A 20,234-nucleotide genomic window follows, 5' to 3' on the forward strand; every position below is an offset into this window, starting at 1 on the left:
CGTGGGCTCGGGGTCTTGTAATTGAAAGCGGCAAGCGTCGTCATTCCTGCCCACAATGCGGCGAAAACCATCGCCACAACGCTGGCGTCGCTCGCCGGTGAGGCCGAGGTCATTGGCGAGGTCCTGCTGGTCGATGATGCATCGACGGATAACACGGCTGACGTGGCACGGCAGGCCGCGGCACAACTCACCTTGCCGCTGCGTGTGCTGCCCGCCGGTTGCCGCGACGCTGGTGGCGCTCGCAACGTAGCGCTGGCGCAGGCGCTCCAGCCCTGGGTGTACCTGATAGACGCCGATGATTTGCATCTCCAGGGCGGATTGCGCGCGCTGCTCCGTCAGGCGGAAGCCCAGCCGAATGTCGACATGATCGTGGGCGCGTACCGGCGACGGGTGAACGGCCAGGATCGGCAGATCAAGGTGCCGAACGGCTATCAGGCTGAATGCCTGGCAAATGCTTCGGCCTATGTGAAAGGCGATATACGCTCCGTCGCCGTGGGTAGCGTGCTGGCATCCCGGCAATTGATCGGAGAGACGCGGTTTCCCGTGGGCCTTGCCTATGACGAGGACACGCTGTTCTGGGCGCGGCTGATGAGCAAGGCATCACTGGCCATGATTCAGCAGCCTGTGATGGTCTATGAGGTCTCGCCGATGCGCTCCGACGATCGTTTTACGATCACGCCGGTGAAGCGCTTTCTGGAGTGGCGCCGCGAATTGCGCACGCTCATCGATTGCGGAATCCCGATATCGGCCCTCAAGACCAGGGAGGGGCTTGTCGCCCTGAAGATTGCCCGTGTTCACTATGCACGAGGCAACCTTGAGATGGCGGCGCGCTTCCTGGCGGTAGCTGCGGCCGCGCCGAAGCGAAAGTCGGATGCTTGGCGCTGTGTCCGCTACAAGGTGAAGATATGGTCCCGGCGCAGGTTTTCCGCGCAGGGAGTCTACCTGCAAGACGCTCTATGACAGCCAAGCCGGACTTGGCGGTTGTCGTAATCGGATGCCGAGCCCCGGCCAGTATAGTCGGTTCAGTCAAATCTCTTCTCGACCAGGGCATTCCCCTCGAGATCTTGGTGGTCAACTCTGGCGGAGGGGATGCGAAGCCACTTCTGCATGATGCCGGTATCGATGTGCCGGTGATTGAAATCGCCAATCGGGTGTTCGTTGGGGCTGCGCGCAATGTCGGGATCGCCGCCACGACCGCGCCCTTCGTCGCATTCCTTGCAGACGATTGCCTTGCTTGCCCGGGTTGGGCCGAAGCACGAATACGTCACCACTCCGCTGGAGTTGCCACGGTTTCGAGCGCGATATCGAACAGCCATCCCCGCAATCCGGTTGCCTGTGCCGCATATCTCGCCCTGTTCGCCCGCCGTCTTCCCGGCCTGCCCGCCGAACTGGCGCTGCGCTACGGCGTTTCCTTCGACCGCCGGCTTTTCGAGGAATACGGCCTCTTCGACGAATCGATGCGGGTTGCCGAGGACACCGAATTTCTCGCACGGCTGCCATCGGAGCTTGAGCCGGTCTGGGAACCGGAGGTCAAAACGATCCATCGGAACGACACGCGATTGCGTGGTTTGCTCCGTGACCAGTACAGCCGCGGTCATCGCAGTGGCGCCTATTACATCGGGACGACGAGCGCCAAGCCCTTTCAACTTGCCCGAAATAATTTCAGGGATCGGAGGCAGATTCGAAAACTGGCAAGGATCGGGCTGTCCGGATCGGAGTTGACCTTCGCCATGCATTCGATGCCGATCTTGACGCTGGCCTTGTTTGCTAAATCTCTCGGCATCTATTTCGGCGCTCGCGATCGCTTGAAAAATGACCGGAAAACACCGGGATGATCTCTAGCCACATGAAGCAAAGGCGCTGGCGGCGCGGCAGATTGTTCTGGACGCGTCAGAGAACGATCGCGGTTTTCAGCTATCGTTATGATGCGCATCTGGTGTCTGACCTCCTTGCCAATCTGGACCCAATCGTTGATGGCTGGATCGCCTTCGACGACCGCAAGGCGCAGGGTATTTTCAGCAGCGAGACGCAGCGGCGGCGACTGTTGCTCGAATCGGCTCGCGACGCGGGGGCCGACTGGATTCTGGCCATGGATCCCGATGAACGGCTGGAACGGGCGACCGCCGATCGCATTGGCCAGTTAACAAGCCGCCGCCGACGAATTGCCTGGGGGTTCAGACTCCGCGAAATGTATTCGCCAACGGATTACAGGATAGACGGCCGGTGGGGTGAGAAAGTACAGCATCGCCTTTTTCGAGCCTACGATCCCTTGGACTATCGGTCCAGCGATCTGCATGGACCTTGGTACCCTGCCGGCGTTGGCTTCAGGGAGAAAGACACCGGTCTCAACCTATACCATCTGAAGATGATAGAGCCCAGGCGCCGGTACGGCCGACAAGCTCTCTACAAGCATCTCGACCCCAAACATGAGATGCAGGACATCGGCTACGATTATCTTACCGACGAGACTGATGCTCGCTTCGAGAGATTCTCACCGGGTCATGAATACCATCCGCCGCATGTCGATGATGGCCAGATGTGGATGGCCGATCTCGCGCCCGAGGCCAAAAGATAGCATTTCATCCGCTGCTCGGAACCAGCCGCCAGTCCGTCGATTATCTTCGGATAATCCGGTGGAGTGGACATGCTGGACAAATCAGAGGTGCATTTTGGTTGCGCGGTTGCAGGGGAAGATCATCCACGGCCATGGGCGCAATGCTCGGCCGAGAATGCCGCTCTGACCTATGTCAGCGATGCCGAGCCCGGCATCCGGAGGCTGAAGACAGGCAAGGGATTTTCCTACAAGGGACCGAACGGGAAGCCCGTCTCGGATGCCGCCAGGGCGCGCATCGAGGCGATCGTCATTCCACCGGCCTGGACGGATGTCTGGATCTCGCCCGACGCGGATGGCCACATCCAGGCAACCGGCAGGGATCAGCGGGGGCGCAAGCAGTATCGCTATCATCCGCAATGGGCCGAAGAGCGCGACGGCGCCAAATATTCGAGCCTCGTTGCTTTCGCCGAAAGCCTGGCCAAGCTGCGACGCACGATCGACAGCGATTTGCGCCGTCATGGCCTTCCGTTCGAGCGCGTCGTCGCCGCGGTCGTCTGGCTGCTCGACAACACGATGATCCGCGTCGGCAATGCCGCCTATGCGCGCGACAACAAGAGCTTCGGCCTGACGACGTTGCGGGACCGCCATGTCGACATCAAGGGATCGCGCCTGCGCTTTGCCTTCAAGGGTAAATCCGGCAAGGAATGGAAATTGAAGCTGGTCGACCGCCGCATTGCCGGGATCGTGCGGGGCGCGCAGGACCTGCCGGGTCAAAAACTGTTCCAGTATCTCGACGAGGACGGCAACAGGCGCCCTGTCCGCTCCGACGACGTCAACCGTTACATCCGGGACGCCGCCGGCGATGCGTTCAGTTCCAAGCATTTCCGCACCTGGGGCGGCACCATCCATGCCGCGTCGCTGTTTGCGCAGACGGAACTGCCCGACAGCCAGGCGCAGCAAAAGCGGGTGATGAACAGCGTCATCGACAGAGTGGCCGAGCGGCTGGGCAACACCCGCGCCGTCTGCCGCAAATGCTATATCCACCCGCAGGTTTTCGAGGTCTGGTCGCAGGGGCGATTGCTTGACGAAATGACGCAAGCCAACAAGCGCAAGCGGTCGATAGACGGTCTCGATGACGAGGAGGCTCTCGTGTTGAGATGGTTGAAGACGCACGAAAGGTGACTGGCGGCAATTGGCAGTCGCCCAATCCGGATTTTTTTATCGACGTCGTGTCGGCATCGGTCTTACTGTTTCGTCCTTTGATACAGAAAAGGACCAACCATGCTCTACGCCATCCTCTGCTATGCCTCCGAAGACGTCGTCAGCTCGTGGAGCAAGGCGCAGGACGACGAAGTCATGACCAATCTCCTCAACGTCCAGGAGAAATACGCCAAGGCCGGCCGGCTTGGCCCGGTAGCGCGGCTTTTGCCGACGACGGCGGCGACGACGCTGCGGAAGGTAAAGGGCGAATCTGTGGTCATCGATGGGCCGTTCGCCGAGACCAAGGAGCAGTTCCTCGGTTTCTATACGCTGGAATGCGCCGATCTCGACGAGGCCGTCGAATTCGCTCGTGAGCTCTCCGAGGTCAACCCGAGCGGCGGATCCTATGAGATCCGGCCGGTGTCGGTGTTCAATCCCACCAAGGTAGCTGTATGACCGAACTGGCCTGGATCAGCTCGGCGATCAGCGTCGCCCGCCCGCAGGCGATGGGCGCGCTGCTGCGCTACTTCCGCGATCTCGATACGGCGGAGGAGGCTTTCCAGGATGCGTGCCTCAGGGCACTGAAGAACTGGCCGCAGAACGGGCCGCCGCGTGATCCGGCGGCCTGGCTGATCTTTGTCGGTCGCAACAGCGGCATCGATGCGGTGCGCAAGCGCGCCAAGCAGGCGCCGATGCCGGAAGAGGACCAGATCTCCGATCTGGAAGATGCCGAGAGCGATATTGCCGAGCGGCTGGACGGCGCGCATTACCGCGACGACATCTTGCGGCTCTTGTTCATCTGCTGCCATCCCGATCTGCCGGCAACGCAGCAGATCGCGGTGGCGCTGCGCATCGTCTCCGGCCTTACCGTCAAGCAGATCGCGCGTGCCTTCCTGGTCGGCGAGAGCGCCATGGAACAGCGCATCACCCGCGCCAAGGCGCGCATTGCCGACGCCGGCGTGCCATTCGAGACGCCGGGTGCGGTCGAGCGCTCCGAACGGCTCGCGGCCGTCGCGGCCATGGTCTACCTGATCTTCAATGAGGGCTATTCGACCAACAGCGGCGAGGCGCCGGCGCGAGCGCCGCTGTGCGAGGAGGCGACCCGGCTTGCCCGGCTGCTGCTGCGGCTGTTCCAGACCGAACCGGAAATCATGGGACTGACGGCGCTGCTTTTGCTGCAGCATGCCCGCGCGCCGGCCCGTTTCGGCGACGACGGCGAGATCGTGCTGCTCGAAGACCAGGATCGCGGCCTGTGGAGCCGCAAGATGATCGACGAGGGGCTGGCCCTTGTCGACAAGGCATTGCGCCATCGCAAACCCGGCCCCTACCAGGTGCAGGCGGCGATCGCCGCCCTGCATGCGCGGGCTGACAAGGCCGAGGATACCGACTGGGTGGAGATAGACCTGCTCTACCGCCTGCTCGAGCAGATGCAGCCGTCGCCTGTCATCACGCTCAACCGCGCGGTTGCGGTCTCCAAGGTGCGCGGACCGGCAGAGGCGCTAGCCATGATCGAACCGCTGGAAGAAAGGCTTTCCGGCTATTTCCACTTCTTCGGCCTCAAGGGTGGGCTGCTGATGCAGCTTGACCGGGGTGAGGAAGCGCGTGTCGCCTTCGATCGCGCCATCGCGCTTGCCAACACGGCTGCGGAAGCGGCCCATATCCGCATGCATATCGACCGCCTGATGAAAGACGGTGCCGTGCGCACGCCGGCGAAAAAGGCCAACTGAGCGCCGTCCGCCTGTCCGGCTCGATCGTCTCTGGCTCAATCGTGTAATCTGGGCTTGGACCATGCCGGGGTGGCGATTTTCCCCTGAAACGAGTAAGGCCACGCCATGACTGCACCTGGAGTGCCTTCCGGCAAACGGGCGACATGGCGCGAGGCTTTGACCCGACGCCATATGATGGGATCTGAAAGGGACAAAAATGACCATAGCGAAGGAAACGGCTGAGCTTCTGGCGAAACTGGGTGTGGCCAAGGATGCGCTTGTCGGCGGCGACCTCATCGTGCGCAGCCCGGTAACGGGCGAAGAGATTGCCGCGCTGAAGACGATTTCGCCCGCCGATGCGGCCAAGACCATCGATGCCGCGCACAAGGCGTTCCAGTCCTGGCGGATGGTGCCGGGTCCCCGGCGCGGCGAACTGGTGCGGCTGCTCGGCGAGGAACTGCGTGCGCACAAGGCCGGGCTTGGCCGGCTGGTATCGATCGAGGTCGGCAAGATCCCGTCCGAGGGCCTCGGTGAAGTGCAGGAGATGATCGACATCTGCGATTTCGCCGTCGGTCTGTCCCGGCAATTGTACGGTCTGACCATCGCCACCGAACGGCCGGGCCATCGCATGATGGAAACCTGGCATCCGCTCGGCGTCGTCGGCGTCATTTCGGCCTTCAACTTCCCGGTCGCTGTGTGGTCGTGGAATGCGGCACTGGCGCTGGTCTGCGGTGACGCGGTGGTGTGGAAGCCGTCGGAGAAGACGCCGCTGACCGCACTTGCCTGCGAAGCGATCTTCAAGCGCGCGGCGAAGCGTTTCGGCACTGATGCGCCGCAGGGCCTGGCGCCGGTGCTGATCGGTGACCGTGCCGTCGGCGAAATCCTGGTCGACCATCCCAAGGTGCCGCTGGTTTCGGCCACCGGCTCGACGCGCATGGGCCGGGATGTCGGCCCACGCCTCGCCAAGCGTTTCGCGCGCGCCGTGCTGGAATTGGGTGGCAACAATGCCGGCATCGTCTGCCCGACCGCCGATCTCGACATGGCGCTGCGCGCCATCGCCTTCGGCGCCATGGGCACGGCCGGCCAGCGCTGCACGACGCTGCGACGCCTGTTCGTGCATGACAGCGTCTATGACGCGCTGGTTCCGCGCCTGAAGAAGGCCTACGAGAGCGTTTCTGTCGGCAATCCGCTGGAGACGTCCTCGCTGGTCGGACCGCTGATCGACAAGGCGGCGTTCGATGCCATGCAGAAGGCGTTGAAGGAAGCGGCCGCCCATGGCGGCAAGGTGACCGGCGGTACGCGGGTCGAGAACGGCCACCCGGATGCCTATTATGTGCATCCGGCGCTGGTCGAAATGCAGAGCCAAGTCTCGCCGGTGACCGAAGAGACCTTCGCGCCGATCCTCTATGTAATGAAATATTCCGATTTCGACGCCGTGCTCGACGAACACAATGCGGTGGGTGCGGGCCTGTCGTCGTCGATCTTCACGCGTGACCTGCAGGAATCCGAGCGCTTCCTCGGCGTCGACGGTTCGGACTGCGGCATCGCCAACGTCAATATCGGCACGTCGGGAGCCGAGATCGGCGGTGCTTTCGGCGGCGAAAAGGAAACCGGCGGCGGCCGCGAGAGCGGATCCGATGCGTGGAAGGCCTATATGCGGCGCGCCACCAACACGGTGAATTATTCCAAGGCGCTGCCGCTTGCCCAGGGCGTCTCTTTCGACATCGATTGAGAACGCCGAGTCTGCTCAAGGTCAGTGTCGGTGAAGCCCGCGAGCATCAATTGACACAGGTTGAGGGCGTACATGCCGCAGTGACGCTGGACAGCCTCTGACGCTTGTCCAGCGTCGGTTTTTCGTAACGCTTTTTCATGGCAGGTCCCTCTCCAATCATAACGCCGCGCATGGCGGCAACTTGAGTGCTAGCGGCCATCGCGGATTCCTGCATCCCCGCGTGGAGGATGCCGCACCGGTCAGTGGCCTGCCGCCGAACCAAAGGCTTCGGCGAATGCGGCATCCATGATGGCCAGTTTCACGGCCTGGGCGCTCATGTATTCCTGATAGAAATCGGGCGACACCCACATCACCGAATTGCCGCGTTGGCCGAGCCAGCCGATGCTGCCGAGGTCCTCGGCATCGCGCAGCTTGCGCGCCAGATGGGTTCGAGACAGTTTCAGCCACTTGGCGAAATCACCGATCGACACGATACCCGTCGGGATTCGATCGAGGCCGGCATGATCCGGATCGACGCCCGCTATCAGCCAGTCCATGACGACGCCGCCATTGTTGAGCCAGGTGAACAGTGAAAACGTCTGCCTGGGCTCACGCACCGGATTGGACGAGAGCAAGCCATCGGCGATCCGTGGCTGCACCATTGCGAGTGCGTCCGGCCGTGACAGGAACAGGGCCAGGCGGCCGTCGAGACTGTCCAGCGTGTGCAGATGCGCCATCAGCCAGAGGGTAACCGGCTCCAGCGAGGCCACAGACGGCTGCAGGGGGCGGATGCGGCCGTCCTGTGTCGCGGGCACATACTCGATGAACCCGTAGTGCAGCATTTCCTTGATGAAGGCATCGGCGGTGTTGCGGCTGGCCACGGAATTCTGGCGGATCACGTCGATGAAACGCGCCGCAGTCAGTTCCTTGCGATAGTCGTCGGGCTCGCGCCTGAAATGCAGGGCGAGACCGATATGGGCCATCAGCCAGCGTTGCTGTGTGGCGAACACCGAGGAAAGCCGCGGGTTCGTCTCATAGGTCTGGTTCATCGCCTGCGCCTGGACGCGAACACAGCGATGCAATGCCGGATGAGCGGCAATTTCTTCCAATGTGAGCGCCATTCTCCCCCGCTGCGATAAGCCCCCTTGCCGCGAAGACGCGAGAACCACATTTTCAGCCTTCGCGGCTCGTGTCCAGACGCCGGCCGTTAATAGTGAGTGAATGTGTACAGTGGGTGTTTCGACTTAATTCCAGACGGAAATCCGCTTCACGATTTCCCCCAAAATTTGCCCTTGTGCGCGGCGCTGCTCAGCCACCGCCTTGCAGCGGCGGAAAACAGGCTTCGAAGGCGCTGTCGACGACGGCCAGCTTGGCGGCCTGGACGGTCATGTATTCCTCGTAGAAGCCGTGCGACACCCACATCACCGAATGGCCACGCTGGCCAAGCCAGCCGATGCTGCCGAGTTCCTCGGCGGTGCGCAGTTTGCGGCCGAGATGGGTCCGCGACAGCTTGAGCCATTTGGCGAAGTCGCCGATCGACACCACGCTGGTCGGAATCCGCTCCAGGCCGGCGTGGTCGGGATCGATGCCGGACATCAGCCAGTCCATGACGATGCCGCCATTGTTGAGCCAGATGAACAGGGAAAAGGTTTGGTTGGGTTCGCGCACCGGCTTTGACGCAAGCAGGCCGTCAGCCACCAGCGGCTGCAGCGTCGCAAGCATGTCGGGCCGGTCCAGGTATCTGGCCAGCCGGTCGCCGCCATCGATATGGTCAAGCGTGCGCAGATGGGCGATCACCCAGCCGGTGAATCTCTCAATGGTGGCCGCTGTCGGTTGCAGGGGATGCGTGCGGCCGTCGCCGCCCGCCACATACTCGGCGATGTTGTAGTGCAGCATCTCCTTGATGAAAGCGTCCGCCGTGTTGCGGCTGGCCACGGCGTTCTTGTGCACGACCTCGATGAAACGCGATACCGTCAGCTCCTTGCGGCGGTCGTTCGGGTCGCGCCTGAAGTGCATGGCAAGGCCGACATGGGCCATCAGCCAGCGCTGCTGCGTGGCAAAAATGGCAGCCAGCCTGGGGCTCTCTTCATAGATCTGGATCAACGCCAGCGACTGCTCCTGAACGAAGCGATGCAACGCCGGATGGCCGGCAATATCTTGCAAATTCAGCGCCATCCTCCTGCTCTTTCGAGTCAACTCCAACAGCGTAGTTTCGTTGCTCATTTTCCAACCTTCAACACTTGTGTCCAGAGGTACCAAATGCCGAGAACTGGACCGGTCAAAGTGCGACAGGTTGGCGGCGCAACTTGCTAACCAATTGCTATAGCTTCGAAAACCCCTCCCAATAATAGTCAGCCGAACAGCCGCAGGTTGAATTGACCTTCATCAGGGCCAGGCATAGTTTCCGCGCCATCCGAGGGGCGGGGGCATGCCTTTCGGACATGAATTCGAGAAACGGCGGCAAAGACGAGCGATCAGAGATCGCCCGGCGGCGAAGCCTTGCCCGCATGTACCTCGAATTACGAGTGGCTGGGTGAAGTATAGAAGCAAGATCGCGTTTGGCAAACAAGCCAAAGGCCTGCCCGTTTCCTGCAGGCCCGGGGTGCGTGGTGGGTGGTCCGCCATGCTCGCCGCTTCGATATGTCTAGGGCTCCCCGCCGGTGCGTTCGCTGAGACCGCCAGCCAGATCACGCCGCCAAGTTTCCGGCCGCCGCCGCAGACCAACATGGCGGGCGTTACGATCCCGGAAGGATCGGGTCTCGAGGCGCCGGCGGGCGCCGAGAAGCTGAAGGTCAAGCTCAGGGATGTCAGTGTCGAGGGCGGCCTGCCCGACATGGCCGAGGCAACGCGCAAGATCGTTGCGGGCATCGCCCATCGCACGGTGACGGCGGCGGAAATCTTTGCCGCGGCGCGTGCGCTGGAGACCGCATATGGCCGCGCCGGCTATGCTCTGGTTCGGGTCGTGCTGCCGGCGCAGAAGCTCAACGACGGCGCAAGGCTCAGCCTCGTCGTCATCGACGGTTATCTCGAGCGGATCGACACCAGCAACCTGCCCGAGCGCATACGCGGACGGGTCGAGGCAACGCTGGCGCCGCTGGTCGGGCAAAAAAGCATCAAGCTGTCGGCGATCGAGCGCAAGCTGCTTCTGGCCGGCGACATGCCGGGCGCCAGGCTGCGCTCGACCCTGCAGGCCGGCACCGCCAAGGGCGCCAGCGTACTGGTCATCGACGGCAAGTACCGCCCGCTTGGCGGCCAGGTCACCGTGGACAATTCGCTGTCGCCATCGCTACAGCGCTGGTCGACGGGCGTCGGCGTCGATTTCAACTCGCTGCTCGGCCTCGGCGAACTCGTCTATGTGCGCATCGGCGGCTATCCCGATGGCGGCGAGAGCGGCCTGTTCACCGATGCTCCGCGCAACCGCAACTATGCCGCCGGCATCGTCGTGCCGATCGGCTATGACGGGCTGACGCTCAACCTGGAAGCCACCCGCACACGCGCCAACCCGGCCGCCGAGCCCGGCACGCTCGGCTTCGGCAGCGAGTTCGAGCGTTATTCGGCCAGGCTTCGCTATCCCTGGATCCGCAGCCGTGAACTGACCGTCCGCAGCGAACTCTCGTTCGACGCGCAGAACGACTTTCTCAACGCGGCGACGCCGATCTCGCTGCCGATCGCCGAGGATCGGCTGCGTATCATCAGGTTCGGCACGGACGCCACCTGGTTCACGTCGCTCGGCGGCGTCTTCACCGGCAATGTCGTGGCCTCGTTCGGCATTGACGGGCTCGGCGCGCGCTCAGCCGCCGACGCCACGCCGCTGCTGCCGCTGTCACGCCAGGGCGCCGATGCCGACTTCCAGAAGCTCGAGGTCCAGGCCAGCTACAGCCAGCCGCTGGCCACCCATCTCGGCCTCGATCTCTATGCCCGCGCGCAGACCTCGTTCGGCAAGCCGCTATTGCAGTCGGAGCAGATCGGGCTCGTCGGCGCCAACAGTCTGTCGAGCTTCGACGCCGGCGCGCTGCAGGGGGATTCCGGCTATGTGCTTCGCGGCGAGCTGTCCTCGCCCTGGTACGTGCCATTCACCGGCGGCATCGTTTCGCTATCGCCCTATGTCTTCGGCGCTATCGGGCAGGTCCATCTCGAAATGCCGACCGTGCTCGAGACGGCCGACATTGTCGGCGCGTCATACGGGCTTGGCCTGAAGGTCGGCACGGCCCTTGCGGGCGATGCGACCAACGCCAGCCTGACGCTGGAATGGGGCCGCCAGCATCGCGACGACCATCTGCCGACCAGCGATCGCTTTTCGCTCGCCGGCGCGATCCAGTTCTGAGGTGTGAGCATGCGAAGCCACTCACCACACCGCCGCAACCGCACCAGCGCACCGCTGATGGCGCTGTTGCTGGCCTCGACCGCACTCGTCGGTTTCACCTCGGCGCGGGCGCAGCAACTGCCGACCGGCGGCAGCGTCGCCTCCGGCGGCGTCACCATCTCGAACCCGTCATCCTCGCAGCTCAGCATCAAGCAGTCGACCAATTCGGCGATCGTCAACTGGCAGAGCTTTTCGATCGGCGCGGGTGCGACCGTCAACATCGACCAGCCGACATCGACCTCGACGATGCTCAACCGTGTCACCGGCGGCACAAAGTCGACGATAGCAGGCCAGCTCAACGCCAACGGCCAGGTCTTTCTCGTCAACCCCAACGGCATCGCCATCTCCAAGACCGGCAAGGTCAGTGCTGCCGGTTTCGTCGGCTCCTCGCTCGATATCAGCGATGACGACTTCAAAGCGGGGAAGCTCACATTCCAGGGCAAAGGCGCCTCGGCGGCTGTTTCAAACGAAGGCTCCGTCTCGATCGGCCGTGGCGGCTATGCGGCTCTGATCGGCGGTAGTGTCGACAATGCCGGCTCGATCAGCGTGCCCTTGGGCAAGGCCGGGCTGGGTTCGGGCGAGAAAGCGACGCTCGATCTCTCCGGCGACGGCTTTTTGCAGGTTTCCGTGCCGACCAAGGCCGACGGCAGTAACGCGCTGGTCAGCAATTCCGGTACTATCAGCGCCGATGGCGGGACGGTCGAACTCAAGGCCGCGGCGGTGCGCGATGCCGCGCGCCAGGCGGTCAATATGTCCGGTGTCATCGAGGCCCGCACCGTGTCCGGCCAGTCCGGCGCTATCGTGCTTGGTGGAGACCAGGGCTCGGTTGAGATTTCCGGTACGCTCGATGCTGCGGCCAAAAGCGGCGGCAAGGGTGGCAAGGTCACGGTCACCGGCCGCAAGCTGAAGCTCAAGGCAGCCAAGGTCGATGCCTCGGGCAAGGATGGCGGCGGTACGGTCAAGATCGGCGGTGACTATCAGGGCTCAGGTACGCTGCAGCACGCCGACACCACCGAGATCGACGCGGCTTCGACCATCAAGGCCGATGCCACCGGTAACGGCAATGGCGGCACCGTCATTGTCTGGTCCGATGCGGTAACGGGTTTCGAGGGCATGATCTCGGCGCGCGGTGGCGAGCAGGGCGGCAATGGCGGGTCCACCGAAGTGTCGAGCCACGGCGTCCTCGATTTCGACGGCAATGTCGACCTCAGCGCCCGCTTTGGCGATACAGGCTATCTGCTGCTCGACCCCTACAATCTGACGATCCAGACCGCGACGGGCTCGCCTGCCGCTTCCGGATCGGGGGGGACCTACACCGCCAGCGGCAACAACTCGATCCTGCGCGTTTCGACGTTGCAGAGCGCACTCGCCAACGCCAACGTCACGGTCACGACCGGCACTGCCGGCAGCCAGACCGGCGACATCACCGTCGCCAATGCCGTGACATGGGCGAGCGGCAATTCGCTGACGCTCAGCGCCAATCGCAACATCGCCGTCAATGCGAGCCTGACCTCCACCGGCGGCGGGGCCATCAACCTGCGCGCCGACAGTTCCGGCACCGGGACCGGCACGGTGAGCTTCGCCAGCAGCGCGATCAAGGCGAGCACGTCAGGGGTCGTCTCGATCTATTACAACCCCACGGTCAATCCGGCAGGCAGCGGCATCAACAACACAAGTTACGCCAATCCGACCGAGAACTATTCCGGCAACATCGCCGGCGGCGGCACGCTCAACGCGGCGATGCTGGTCAACACGCTCAACGATTTGCGCAACATCAAGAACAACAGCGGCGCCAACTACGCGCTCGGCCGCGGCATCGATGCGACCGGGACGATCTTCACCTCGGCTGTCGTCGACACGCTGAATGGCACTTTCGACGGTCTCGGCAACTCTATATCCAACCTGACCATCACGTCGCCCGACAGCAGCGTCGGCCTGTTCGGCGACATCGCCGGCAGCGCCATTGTGCGTAATCTAAAATTGGCGAATGTCGCGATCTTGGGAGCGAGCGGCTCAGCCAACAGCGCCACCATCGGCGGCCTCGCCGGCACGAATGAGGGAACGGTGAGTGCCGTGACCGTCTCGGGCAGCGTGAGGACGACCGCGGACTATTATCGCTCCGTCGGCGGCCTCATTGGCTTCAGCAGCGGCACGATCAGTGGTGCGATCTCGACGGCCACGGTGCAGGCCGGGTATGCCGACAATGCCGGCGGTCTTGTCGGCGCTCTTTTCGCCGGCAGCATTACCGGTTCTTCGGCCAGCGGCGCGGTAACCATAGGCGGCCAGAGCAACAGCGGCGGCCTCGTTGGCGACGCCAGCTTTGGCGCCTCGATCACCGGGTCCTTCGCCACGGGAACCGTAACATCCGGGAATTCGTCAAGGGCAGGAGGCCTGGTCGGTAATCTCGATAGCGCCTCGATCGCCACATCCTATTCATCGAGCACTGTGTACGGTGACGGCGCCACCCAGGCTGGCGGCCTCGTCGGCTCCACTAGAGGCACGGCCAGCATCGGCACTTCCTATGCGACGGGCGCGGTCAACGCCAGCCAGGGCTATGTCGGCGGGCTCGTCGGTGCTTCCCTGGATGCGACGACCACGGTCACAAACTCCTACGCCACCGGTGCGCTGACTGGCGCGACGCCTGGCGGGATCGTCGGCTACAACAGCGGCAGCATTGCCTCGTCCTATTTCGACCTCGACACCACCGGTGCCACTGCCGCCGCCGGCTGGGGGCCCAACACCGCCACCGGCGGAACGGGACTGCACACCAGCGACTTCCTGACGGCGTCGAGCTTCACTGGCTGGACGTTCGGCACCACGGGTGGTGGCGCCGGCTGGGTGATCGTCGACGCCGACTCGACGCTGAACAATGCCGGCGGTGCTGCCGGCGGCACACGGCCGATGCTTTTGTCGGAATATTCGACCACCATCACCAATGCGCACCAGCTGCAATTGATGGCGCTTAACCTGAACGGCAAATACACGCTCGGCAACGATATCGATGCCAGCACGACGGCAGGCGGTCAGGGCGTATGGGGTGCCGCCGGCTTCGTGCCGATCGGCAACGCCCTCGATGCCGGCACCGGTTTCCCGGCCAATTCCAACCTGCCGTTCGGCGCGACCAACGAACATGCTTTCACCGGTACGTTCGACGGCAAGGGCCTCACCGTCTCCAACCTGTTCATCAACCGGCCGACGACCGACTATGTCGGCCTGTTCGGCTATGCCAACGCCGCAACCATCCAGAACGTCAAAGTGACCTGTGGCTCGATTACTGGACGCGACCATGTCGGCGCGCTTCTCGGCGGCAATCGTGGCTATGCGAGCGATGGCAGCACCTACTATCCGTTCTATCTCATGAACGTGTCCGCTTCGGCGGCAGTGAGCGGGCGCGACTATGTCGGTGGTCTCGCCGGCTCGATCGAAGCCGGCTACATCAACGATGTCTCGGCAAGCGGCGCGGTCAGTGGCCGCGACTATGTCGGCGGGCTCGCCGGCTATAACAATTCGAGCCGCGGCTGGGTGGAAGCCGTCAGCACCAATGTTGCCGCTTCGGCGACAGGGGCGGTCAGCGGCCGCAGCAATGTCGGCGGCCTGTTCGGCTATGTCCTGGCCGGCTTCTACAACACCTCCTATGCGACCGGGACTGTTACGGCGACCGGCGACAATGTCGGCGGCCTGTTCGGGCAGGCCTCCGGCCAAGTCGGCAGCGGTCCGAGCGACACCGTCTATGCAACCGGTGCCGTCACCGGACGCAACAATGTCGGCGGGCTACTAGGCCTCTCCACCTTCAGCGCCACGCAAGCCTATGCAACCGGGGCGGTGACCGGGGTCACCGCGGTCGGCGGCCTGGTCGGCAACAACGATGCCGGCGGCTACATCGATACCTCTTTCGCCACCGGGGTGGTGCGCGGCGTTGACCAGGTCGGTGGCCTGGTGGGGCGCAATCTCAGCATCGTCGGTGCGATCGCCGGCACGACCGGTACCTACGCGACCGGTGCTGTCTATGGCACCAGCAATGTCGGCGGCCTCGTCGGTCTCAACGGCTCGGTCTATTCCGGCGGTGTTTCCCTTTTTGGCCGCATCCAGAGCTCCTATTCGATCGGCTACGTCAGCGGCACGACCAATGTCGGCGGGCTCGTCGGCAACAACATGGCCGACACGTCGGGTAACAACAAGCCGGCGACCGTCAAGACGTCTTACTGGGACATCGATACGGCCGGCGCCGGCCTCTCGGGCATCGGTGCCGGCATCACCACAGGCGCAAGCGCGAGCGCCACCGGCAAGACCACGGCACAGCTGATGGTGGCGCTGCAGACCGGCTTCTCGTCATCGACCTGGGGGCTCGTCGCCAACACCAGCCTGCCTTACTTCAAATGGCTTTATCCGACGACACCGCAGGTGGTGACCGGGACGGCCTACAGCGATCGCGGCACAACACCGCTTGCCGGCGTCGCCACCAACATTCTGGTCAACGGCACGATGACGCCGGCCTCGGCGGTCGGCTCGACCGGCGCCAACGGCTATTATTATTTCCTGCTGCCCAACGGCACCATCGCCGCCGGCGGCAGCCAAGGGCTGGTGATGTCGAGTGGACCCTCGGCCGGCGCCACCTTCCAGCAGAACGCCACCGGAAACATAAGCGGCCTGTCGATCTACGGTACCTATCTCAAGCAGCAAGGTTCGGCGGCGACATTGTCGGCGCTCAACGGCGCGCGCGTCACGGCGGTCGGCAGCAATACCACGGCCTCCAGCCTGATCGGCGGGCTTGCCAATATGGAGATCGACCCGTCGGCAGCGACTTTCGCCATCGACCAGGCCGCCTATGTGCCGGGCACGCTCGTGTTCTCCTCGACGGGAACGGTGACCCAGACGGCCTCAATAAGCGCGGGCAGTCTTCTCCTGCTCGGCAGCGGCGGCAACTATGCGCTCAACAATGCCGGCAATGCGATCGGCACGCTGGCGGCCTCGACCGGAACGGTCAGCGTCACCGACAACAGCGACCTGACGGTTGGAACCGTCGCAGGCGTCAACGGTGTGACCGCGAGCGGCGCGGTCACGGTCAGGACACCAGGCAAACTGACGGTCGCATCCACGGCCAAGGTTACCGCGGGCAGCAACGCCAATGTCGCGCTCTCGGCTGGCGGCGTCTTCGTCAACAACCGTGGCAGCGACGCGGTTTCGGTCTCCGGAACAGGCCGCTGGCTTGTCTATGCCGCAGGTCCGACCGGCAACACATTCGGCAACCTCGACAGCGGTAACACGGCGATCTGGAATACGGCTGCCGGCGGCGCCGTAAGTGCGACGGGCAATCGCTATGTCTTCGCCTACCAGCCAACGCTGACCTTCACCTCCGACAATGCGTCGAAGGTTTACGGCGACGCGATGCCGACGCTGACCTGTTCGGTCTCGGGCTATCAGGCAGGGGTGGCCAACGCCTATCTCGGCGACAGTGCCACCACCGCCTTCACCGGCGCGCCGACGCTCTATACCCCCGCTACGCTTGCCACACAGCAGCTCGGAGCCGGGACCTATACGATCACTATCGATGCCGCCAACGTCGCTGGGCTGAACGGCTACGCCGTTGCCTTTGGCAGCAGCGGCCTGCTTTCCGTTGCCAAGCGGATGGTCACCGTCACCGCCAATTCCGGGCAGGGCAAGACCTATGGCGATGCCGATCCATCGTCCTATGGCTATACCTACTCCGATCTCGGCAGCGGCACAGCTCTGGTCGGCTCGCTCGACCGCGACGCCGGCGAGGACGTCGGCACCTATACGATCGGCCAGGGCACGCTGACCAACGCCGCCAATGCGAATTACGATATCAGTTTCGTCAGCAACGATTTCACCATTGGCAAGCGGGCTATCACGGTCACGGCGACCGCCGGCCGAGGCAAGACGTACGGCGATGCCGATCCGTCATCCTACGGCTACACCTATTCGGATCTCGGCACCGGCGCGGCCCTGGTTGGCTCCCTCGACCGCGCTTCGGGCGAGGACGTCGGCAGCTACGCCATCGGTGAGGGCACGCTGACCAACGCTGCCAATTCGAACTACGACATCAGTTTTGTCAGCAACGATTTCAGCATCGGCAAGCGGGCTGTCACGGTCACTGCGACCGCTGGCCAAGGGAAAACCTACGGCAATGCCGATCCGTCGTCCTACGGCTACACCTACTCGGATCTCGGCAGCGGCGCGGCGCTGGTTGGCGCGCTCGACCGCGACGCGGGCGAGGATGTTGGCACCTATGCGATCGGCCAGGGCTCGCTGAGCAACGCCAACAATTCGAATTACGACATCACCTATGTCGGTTCGAATTTCAGCATCGGCAAACGGGCAATCACCGTCACGGCCGATACCGGCCAGGGCAAGACCTACGGCAATGCCGATCCGTTGTATGGCTACGCCCACTCCGATCTCGGCAGCGGCGCCGCGCTGGTTGGCGCGCTCGACCGCGACGTTGGCGAGGATGTTGGCAGCTATACGATCGGCCAGGGCACGCTGACCGACGCCGCCAATTCGAACTACGACATCACTTATGTCGGCGGCAGCTTCAGCATCGGCAAGCGGTCGGTCACGGTCACAGCGACAGCCGGCCAGCGCAAGACCTACGGCAATGCCGATCCGTCATCGTACGATTATACCTATTCGGACCTTGGCACTGGTGTGGCGCTGGTCGGCGCGCTCGACCGCGCTTCGGGCGAGGATGTCGGCAGCTACGTCGTCGGCCAGGGTTCGCTGACCAATGCCGCCAATTCGAACTACGACATCACCTATGTCGATGCCGGCTTCAGCATCGGCAAGCGGTCGGTGACGGTCACGGCCGATGCTGGCCAGGGCAAGACCTATGGCGATATCGATCCGTCCTCGTACAGCTATACGTTCACCAGCCTCGGCACCGGCGTGGCGCTGGTTGGCGCTCTCGACCGCGCCGCCGGAGAGACGGTCGGCAACTATGCGATTGGCCAGGGCGGTATCAGCAACGAGGCCAATTCGAACTACGACATCAGCTATGTCGGGGCCGACTTCAGCATCGCCAAGCGATCGGTGACGGTCACGGCGAATGCCGGCCAGGGCAAGACCTACGGCGACGCCGATCCGTCGTCCTATGGCTACAGCTATTCCTATCTTGGCAATGGCGTCGCCCTGGTAGGCGCGCCGGACAGGGCCGCCGGTGAGAATGCAGGCAGCTATGAAATCGGCCAGGGCACGCTGACCAACGCGGCAAATTCGAACTACGACATCACCTATGTCAGCGCGGATTTCACCATTGGCAAACGCGCCATTACTGTCGTGGCCGACGCGCAAGGCCGGCCGCAAGGCATGCCCAACCCGCCGCTCACCTACACGATCGGTGGGCTGGGATTGGTCGGCAGCGACACGCTCGCCGGCTCGCTCGCGACCGATGCGACCACGGCAAGCGCGCCGGGCAGCTACGCCATCGACCAAGGCAGTCTTGCCGCATCGGCCAATTACGACCTGACCTATGTCGGCGCCGATCTGGTGGTGCAGCCAAGCAGTGCTGCGCCATCGGCCGACACAGCCAGCGTTGTTGCCTACAACGCCGCCAGCCATGGCGGCGGGCAGCCTGTCCCGGTTTTCTTCACCGGACAGCCAGCTGCGGGCGACGCGCAGGCGCTGGTCGAGGACCCGCGTCTCGACAGCCCTGCCTTCTGCCAGAATATCGGCGAGATCGCGGCTGTCTGTAACGCCGGCTCGGTGCAATAGGACGCTGCTCGGCGGCGTTCATTCACCCGGTTGTGGGCGTAGCGTCCACAGGCGTGGCATCGCCAGGCGCGACTGCCGGCACCAGCGACCGAAGCGGTCGACATAGATGTAGATGACCGGCATCGTGTAGAGGGTCAGGATCTGGCTCAGGATCAGGCCGCCGACGATGGCGATGCCGAGCGGCTGGCGCAGTTCGGCACCTTCGCCAAGGCCGATCGCCAGCGGCACGGCGCCGAACAGCGCTGCCATTGTCGTCGTCATGATCGGGCGGAAGCGCAGCAGGCATGCCTGGTAGATGGCGTCATGCGCCGATCTATTCTCGTTGCGCTCCGCGGCCAGCGCGAAGTCGATCATCATGATCGCGTGCTTCTTGACGATGCCGATCAGGAGGATGATGCCGATCAGCGCCATGATCGAGAACTCGATGTTGAACAGGGTCAGCGCCAGCAAGGCGCCGACGCCGGCCGAGGGTAAGGTCGACAGAATGGTCAGCGGGTGCGCGTAGCTTTCGTAGAGAATGCCGAGCACGACATAGACGGCAATCAGCGCGGCAAGGATCAGCAGTGGTTGGTCGGACTGCGAGTCCTGGAAGACGCGCGCCGTGCCCTGGAAACTGCCATGGATGGTGGCCGGCATGCCGATGCGGTCGGTGGCCGTGTTGATGGCCGCGACGCCTTCGCTGAGCGCGACGCCCGGCGCCAGATTGAACGACAGCGTGGTGGCGACGAACAGACCCTGGTGGTTGACCGAAAGCGGCGTGCTGCCGGGGCCGTAATGCGCAACAGCCGACAGCGGCACCATGGTCTCTTGTCCGGTGCCGACCGCCGAACCGGTCGAGGCCGCCGTCCTGCCGGTGCTCGCTTGCGAGCCATGCACCGAGCCTCCCGACGTGCTGATATAGACTTTTTTCAGCGCATCGGGGTTTGCCAGTATTGCGGCGCCACTTCCATGATCACTGCCGTGCTGTCCGGC

The 20,234-nt window shown here is 63.6% G+C and carries 11 protein-coding genes and 1 pseudogene; 9 read left to right on the forward strand and 3 right to left on the reverse strand.

Annotated features, from left to right (window positions below):
* Nucleotides 1-21: 21 nt before the first annotated feature.
* The 7 genes from HGP13_RS10310 (at nt 22) to HGP13_RS10340 (ending at nt 7,192) form a co-directional block, all read left to right on the forward strand.
* A complete protein-coding gene (locus HGP13_RS10310; RefSeq protein WP_172224823.1) occupies nt 22-960 on the forward strand; it encodes a glycosyltransferase family A protein in 939 nt (312 codons plus the stop codon).
* Nucleotides 957-1,835 (forward strand): glycosyltransferase, encoded by an 879-nt coding sequence (locus HGP13_RS10315; protein WP_172224826.1) that lies wholly within the window; start codon nt 957-959, stop codon nt 1,833-1,835. The genes HGP13_RS10310 and HGP13_RS10315 overlap by 4 nt, the downstream gene beginning before the upstream one ends.
* Nucleotides 1,832-2,575, forward strand: a complete 744-nt coding sequence (locus HGP13_RS10320; RefSeq protein WP_172224829.1) for a hypothetical protein — start codon at nt 1,832-1,834, stop codon at nt 2,573-2,575. Before HGP13_RS10315 ends, HGP13_RS10320 begins: the two co-directional genes overlap by 4 nt.
* 69 nt (nt 2,576-2,644) lie before the next feature.
* Nucleotides 2,645-3,736, forward strand: a complete 1,092-nt coding sequence (locus HGP13_RS10325) for a DNA topoisomerase IB (RefSeq protein ID WP_172224832.1) — start codon at nt 2,645-2,647, stop codon at nt 3,734-3,736.
* A gap of 99 nt (nt 3,737-3,835) precedes the next feature.
* The gene (locus HGP13_RS10330; RefSeq protein WP_172224835.1) at nt 3,836-4,210 is read left to right on the forward strand and encodes a YciI family protein; all 375 of its coding nucleotides are present in this window, start codon (nt 3,836-3,838) and stop codon (nt 4,208-4,210) included.
* On the forward strand, nt 4,207-5,481 hold the full coding sequence (locus tag HGP13_RS10335; RefSeq protein ID WP_172224838.1) for an RNA polymerase sigma factor: 1,275 nt from the start codon (nt 4,207-4,209) through the stop codon (nt 5,479-5,481). The genes HGP13_RS10330 and HGP13_RS10335 overlap by 4 nt, the downstream gene beginning before the upstream one ends.
* A 196-nt stretch (nt 5,482-5,677) precedes the next feature.
* Nucleotides 5,678-7,192, forward strand: coding sequence for an aldehyde dehydrogenase family protein (locus HGP13_RS10340; RefSeq protein ID WP_172224840.1), 1,515 nt, complete (start codon nt 5,678-5,680; stop codon nt 7,190-7,192).
* 239 nt (nt 7,193-7,431) lie between these two features.
* Here HGP13_RS10340 and HGP13_RS10345 read toward each other — a convergent pair whose 3' ends face one another.
* Together HGP13_RS10345 and HGP13_RS10350 are read right to left on the reverse strand one after the other, a co-directional pair.
* The gene (locus HGP13_RS10345; protein ID WP_172224842.1) at nt 7,432-8,292 is read right to left on the reverse strand and encodes a hypothetical protein; all 861 of its coding nucleotides are present in this window, start codon (nt 8,290-8,292) and stop codon (nt 7,432-7,434) included.
* Between the two features lie 187 nt (nt 8,293-8,479).
* The gene (locus tag HGP13_RS10350) at nt 8,480-9,346 is read right to left on the reverse strand and encodes a hypothetical protein (RefSeq protein WP_172224843.1); all 867 of its coding nucleotides are present in this window, start codon (nt 9,344-9,346) and stop codon (nt 8,480-8,482) included.
* A gap of 448 nt (nt 9,347-9,794) precedes the next feature.
* Between HGP13_RS10350 and HGP13_RS10355 the strand changes: the two genes are divergently transcribed.
* Together HGP13_RS10355 and HGP13_RS10360 are read left to right on the forward strand one after the other, a co-directional pair.
* Nucleotides 9,795-11,495 carry a ShlB/FhaC/HecB family hemolysin secretion/activation protein gene (locus HGP13_RS10355; RefSeq protein WP_172224844.1) on the forward strand — a complete coding sequence of 567 codons (1,701 nt, stop codon included), beginning with the start codon at nt 9,795-9,797 and terminating at the stop codon, nt 11,493-11,495.
* A gap of 9 nt (nt 11,496-11,504) precedes the next feature.
* Complete coding sequence (locus HGP13_RS10360) at nt 11,505-19,262, forward strand: MBG domain-containing protein (RefSeq protein WP_172224845.1); 7,758 nt, start codon at nt 11,505-11,507, stop codon at nt 19,260-19,262.
* Nucleotides 19,263-19,280: 18 nt separating this feature from the next.
* On the opposite strand, the pseudogene HGP13_RS10365 reads toward HGP13_RS10360, so the two are convergent.
* Nucleotides 19,281-20,218: pseudogene (locus HGP13_RS10365) on the reverse strand (efflux RND transporter permease subunit); the annotation flags it as partial.
* Nucleotides 20,219-20,234: the final 16 nt, after the last annotated feature.

Origin of the sequence: Mesorhizobium sp. NZP2077, assembly GCF_013170805.1 — a bacterium.
Lineage (GTDB): Bacteria > Pseudomonadota > Alphaproteobacteria > Rhizobiales > Rhizobiaceae > Mesorhizobium.

Coding starts and splice junctions, on each gene's coding strand:
- HGP13_RS10315 (WP_172224826.1), top strand. CDS start 957: ATGACAGCCAAGCCGGACTTGGCGGTTGTCGTAATCGGATGCCGAGCC.
- HGP13_RS10320 (WP_172224829.1), top strand. CDS start 1,832: ATGATCTCTAGCCACATGAAGCAAAGGCGCTGGCGGCGCGGCAGATTG.
- HGP13_RS10325 (WP_172224832.1), top strand. CDS start 2,645: ATGCTGGACAAATCAGAGGTGCATTTTGGTTGCGCGGTTGCAGGGGAA.
- HGP13_RS10330 (WP_172224835.1), top strand. CDS start 3,836: ATGCTCTACGCCATCCTCTGCTATGCCTCCGAAGACGTCGTCAGCTCG.
- HGP13_RS10335 (WP_172224838.1), top strand. CDS start 4,207: ATGACCGAACTGGCCTGGATCAGCTCGGCGATCAGCGTCGCCCGCCCG.
- HGP13_RS10340 (WP_172224840.1), top strand. CDS start 5,678: ATGACCATAGCGAAGGAAACGGCTGAGCTTCTGGCGAAACTGGGTGTG.
- HGP13_RS10345 (WP_172224842.1), bottom strand. CDS start 8,292: ATGGCGCTCACATTGGAAGAAATTGCCGCTCATCCGGCATTGCATCGC.
- HGP13_RS10350 (WP_172224843.1), bottom strand. CDS start 9,346: ATGGCGCTGAATTTGCAAGATATTGCCGGCCATCCGGCGTTGCATCGC.
- HGP13_RS10355 (WP_172224844.1), top strand. CDS start 9,795: ATGCTCGCCGCTTCGATATGTCTAGGGCTCCCCGCCGGTGCGTTCGCT.
- HGP13_RS10360 (WP_172224845.1), top strand. CDS start 11,505: ATGCGAAGCCACTCACCACACCGCCGCAACCGCACCAGCGCACCGCTG.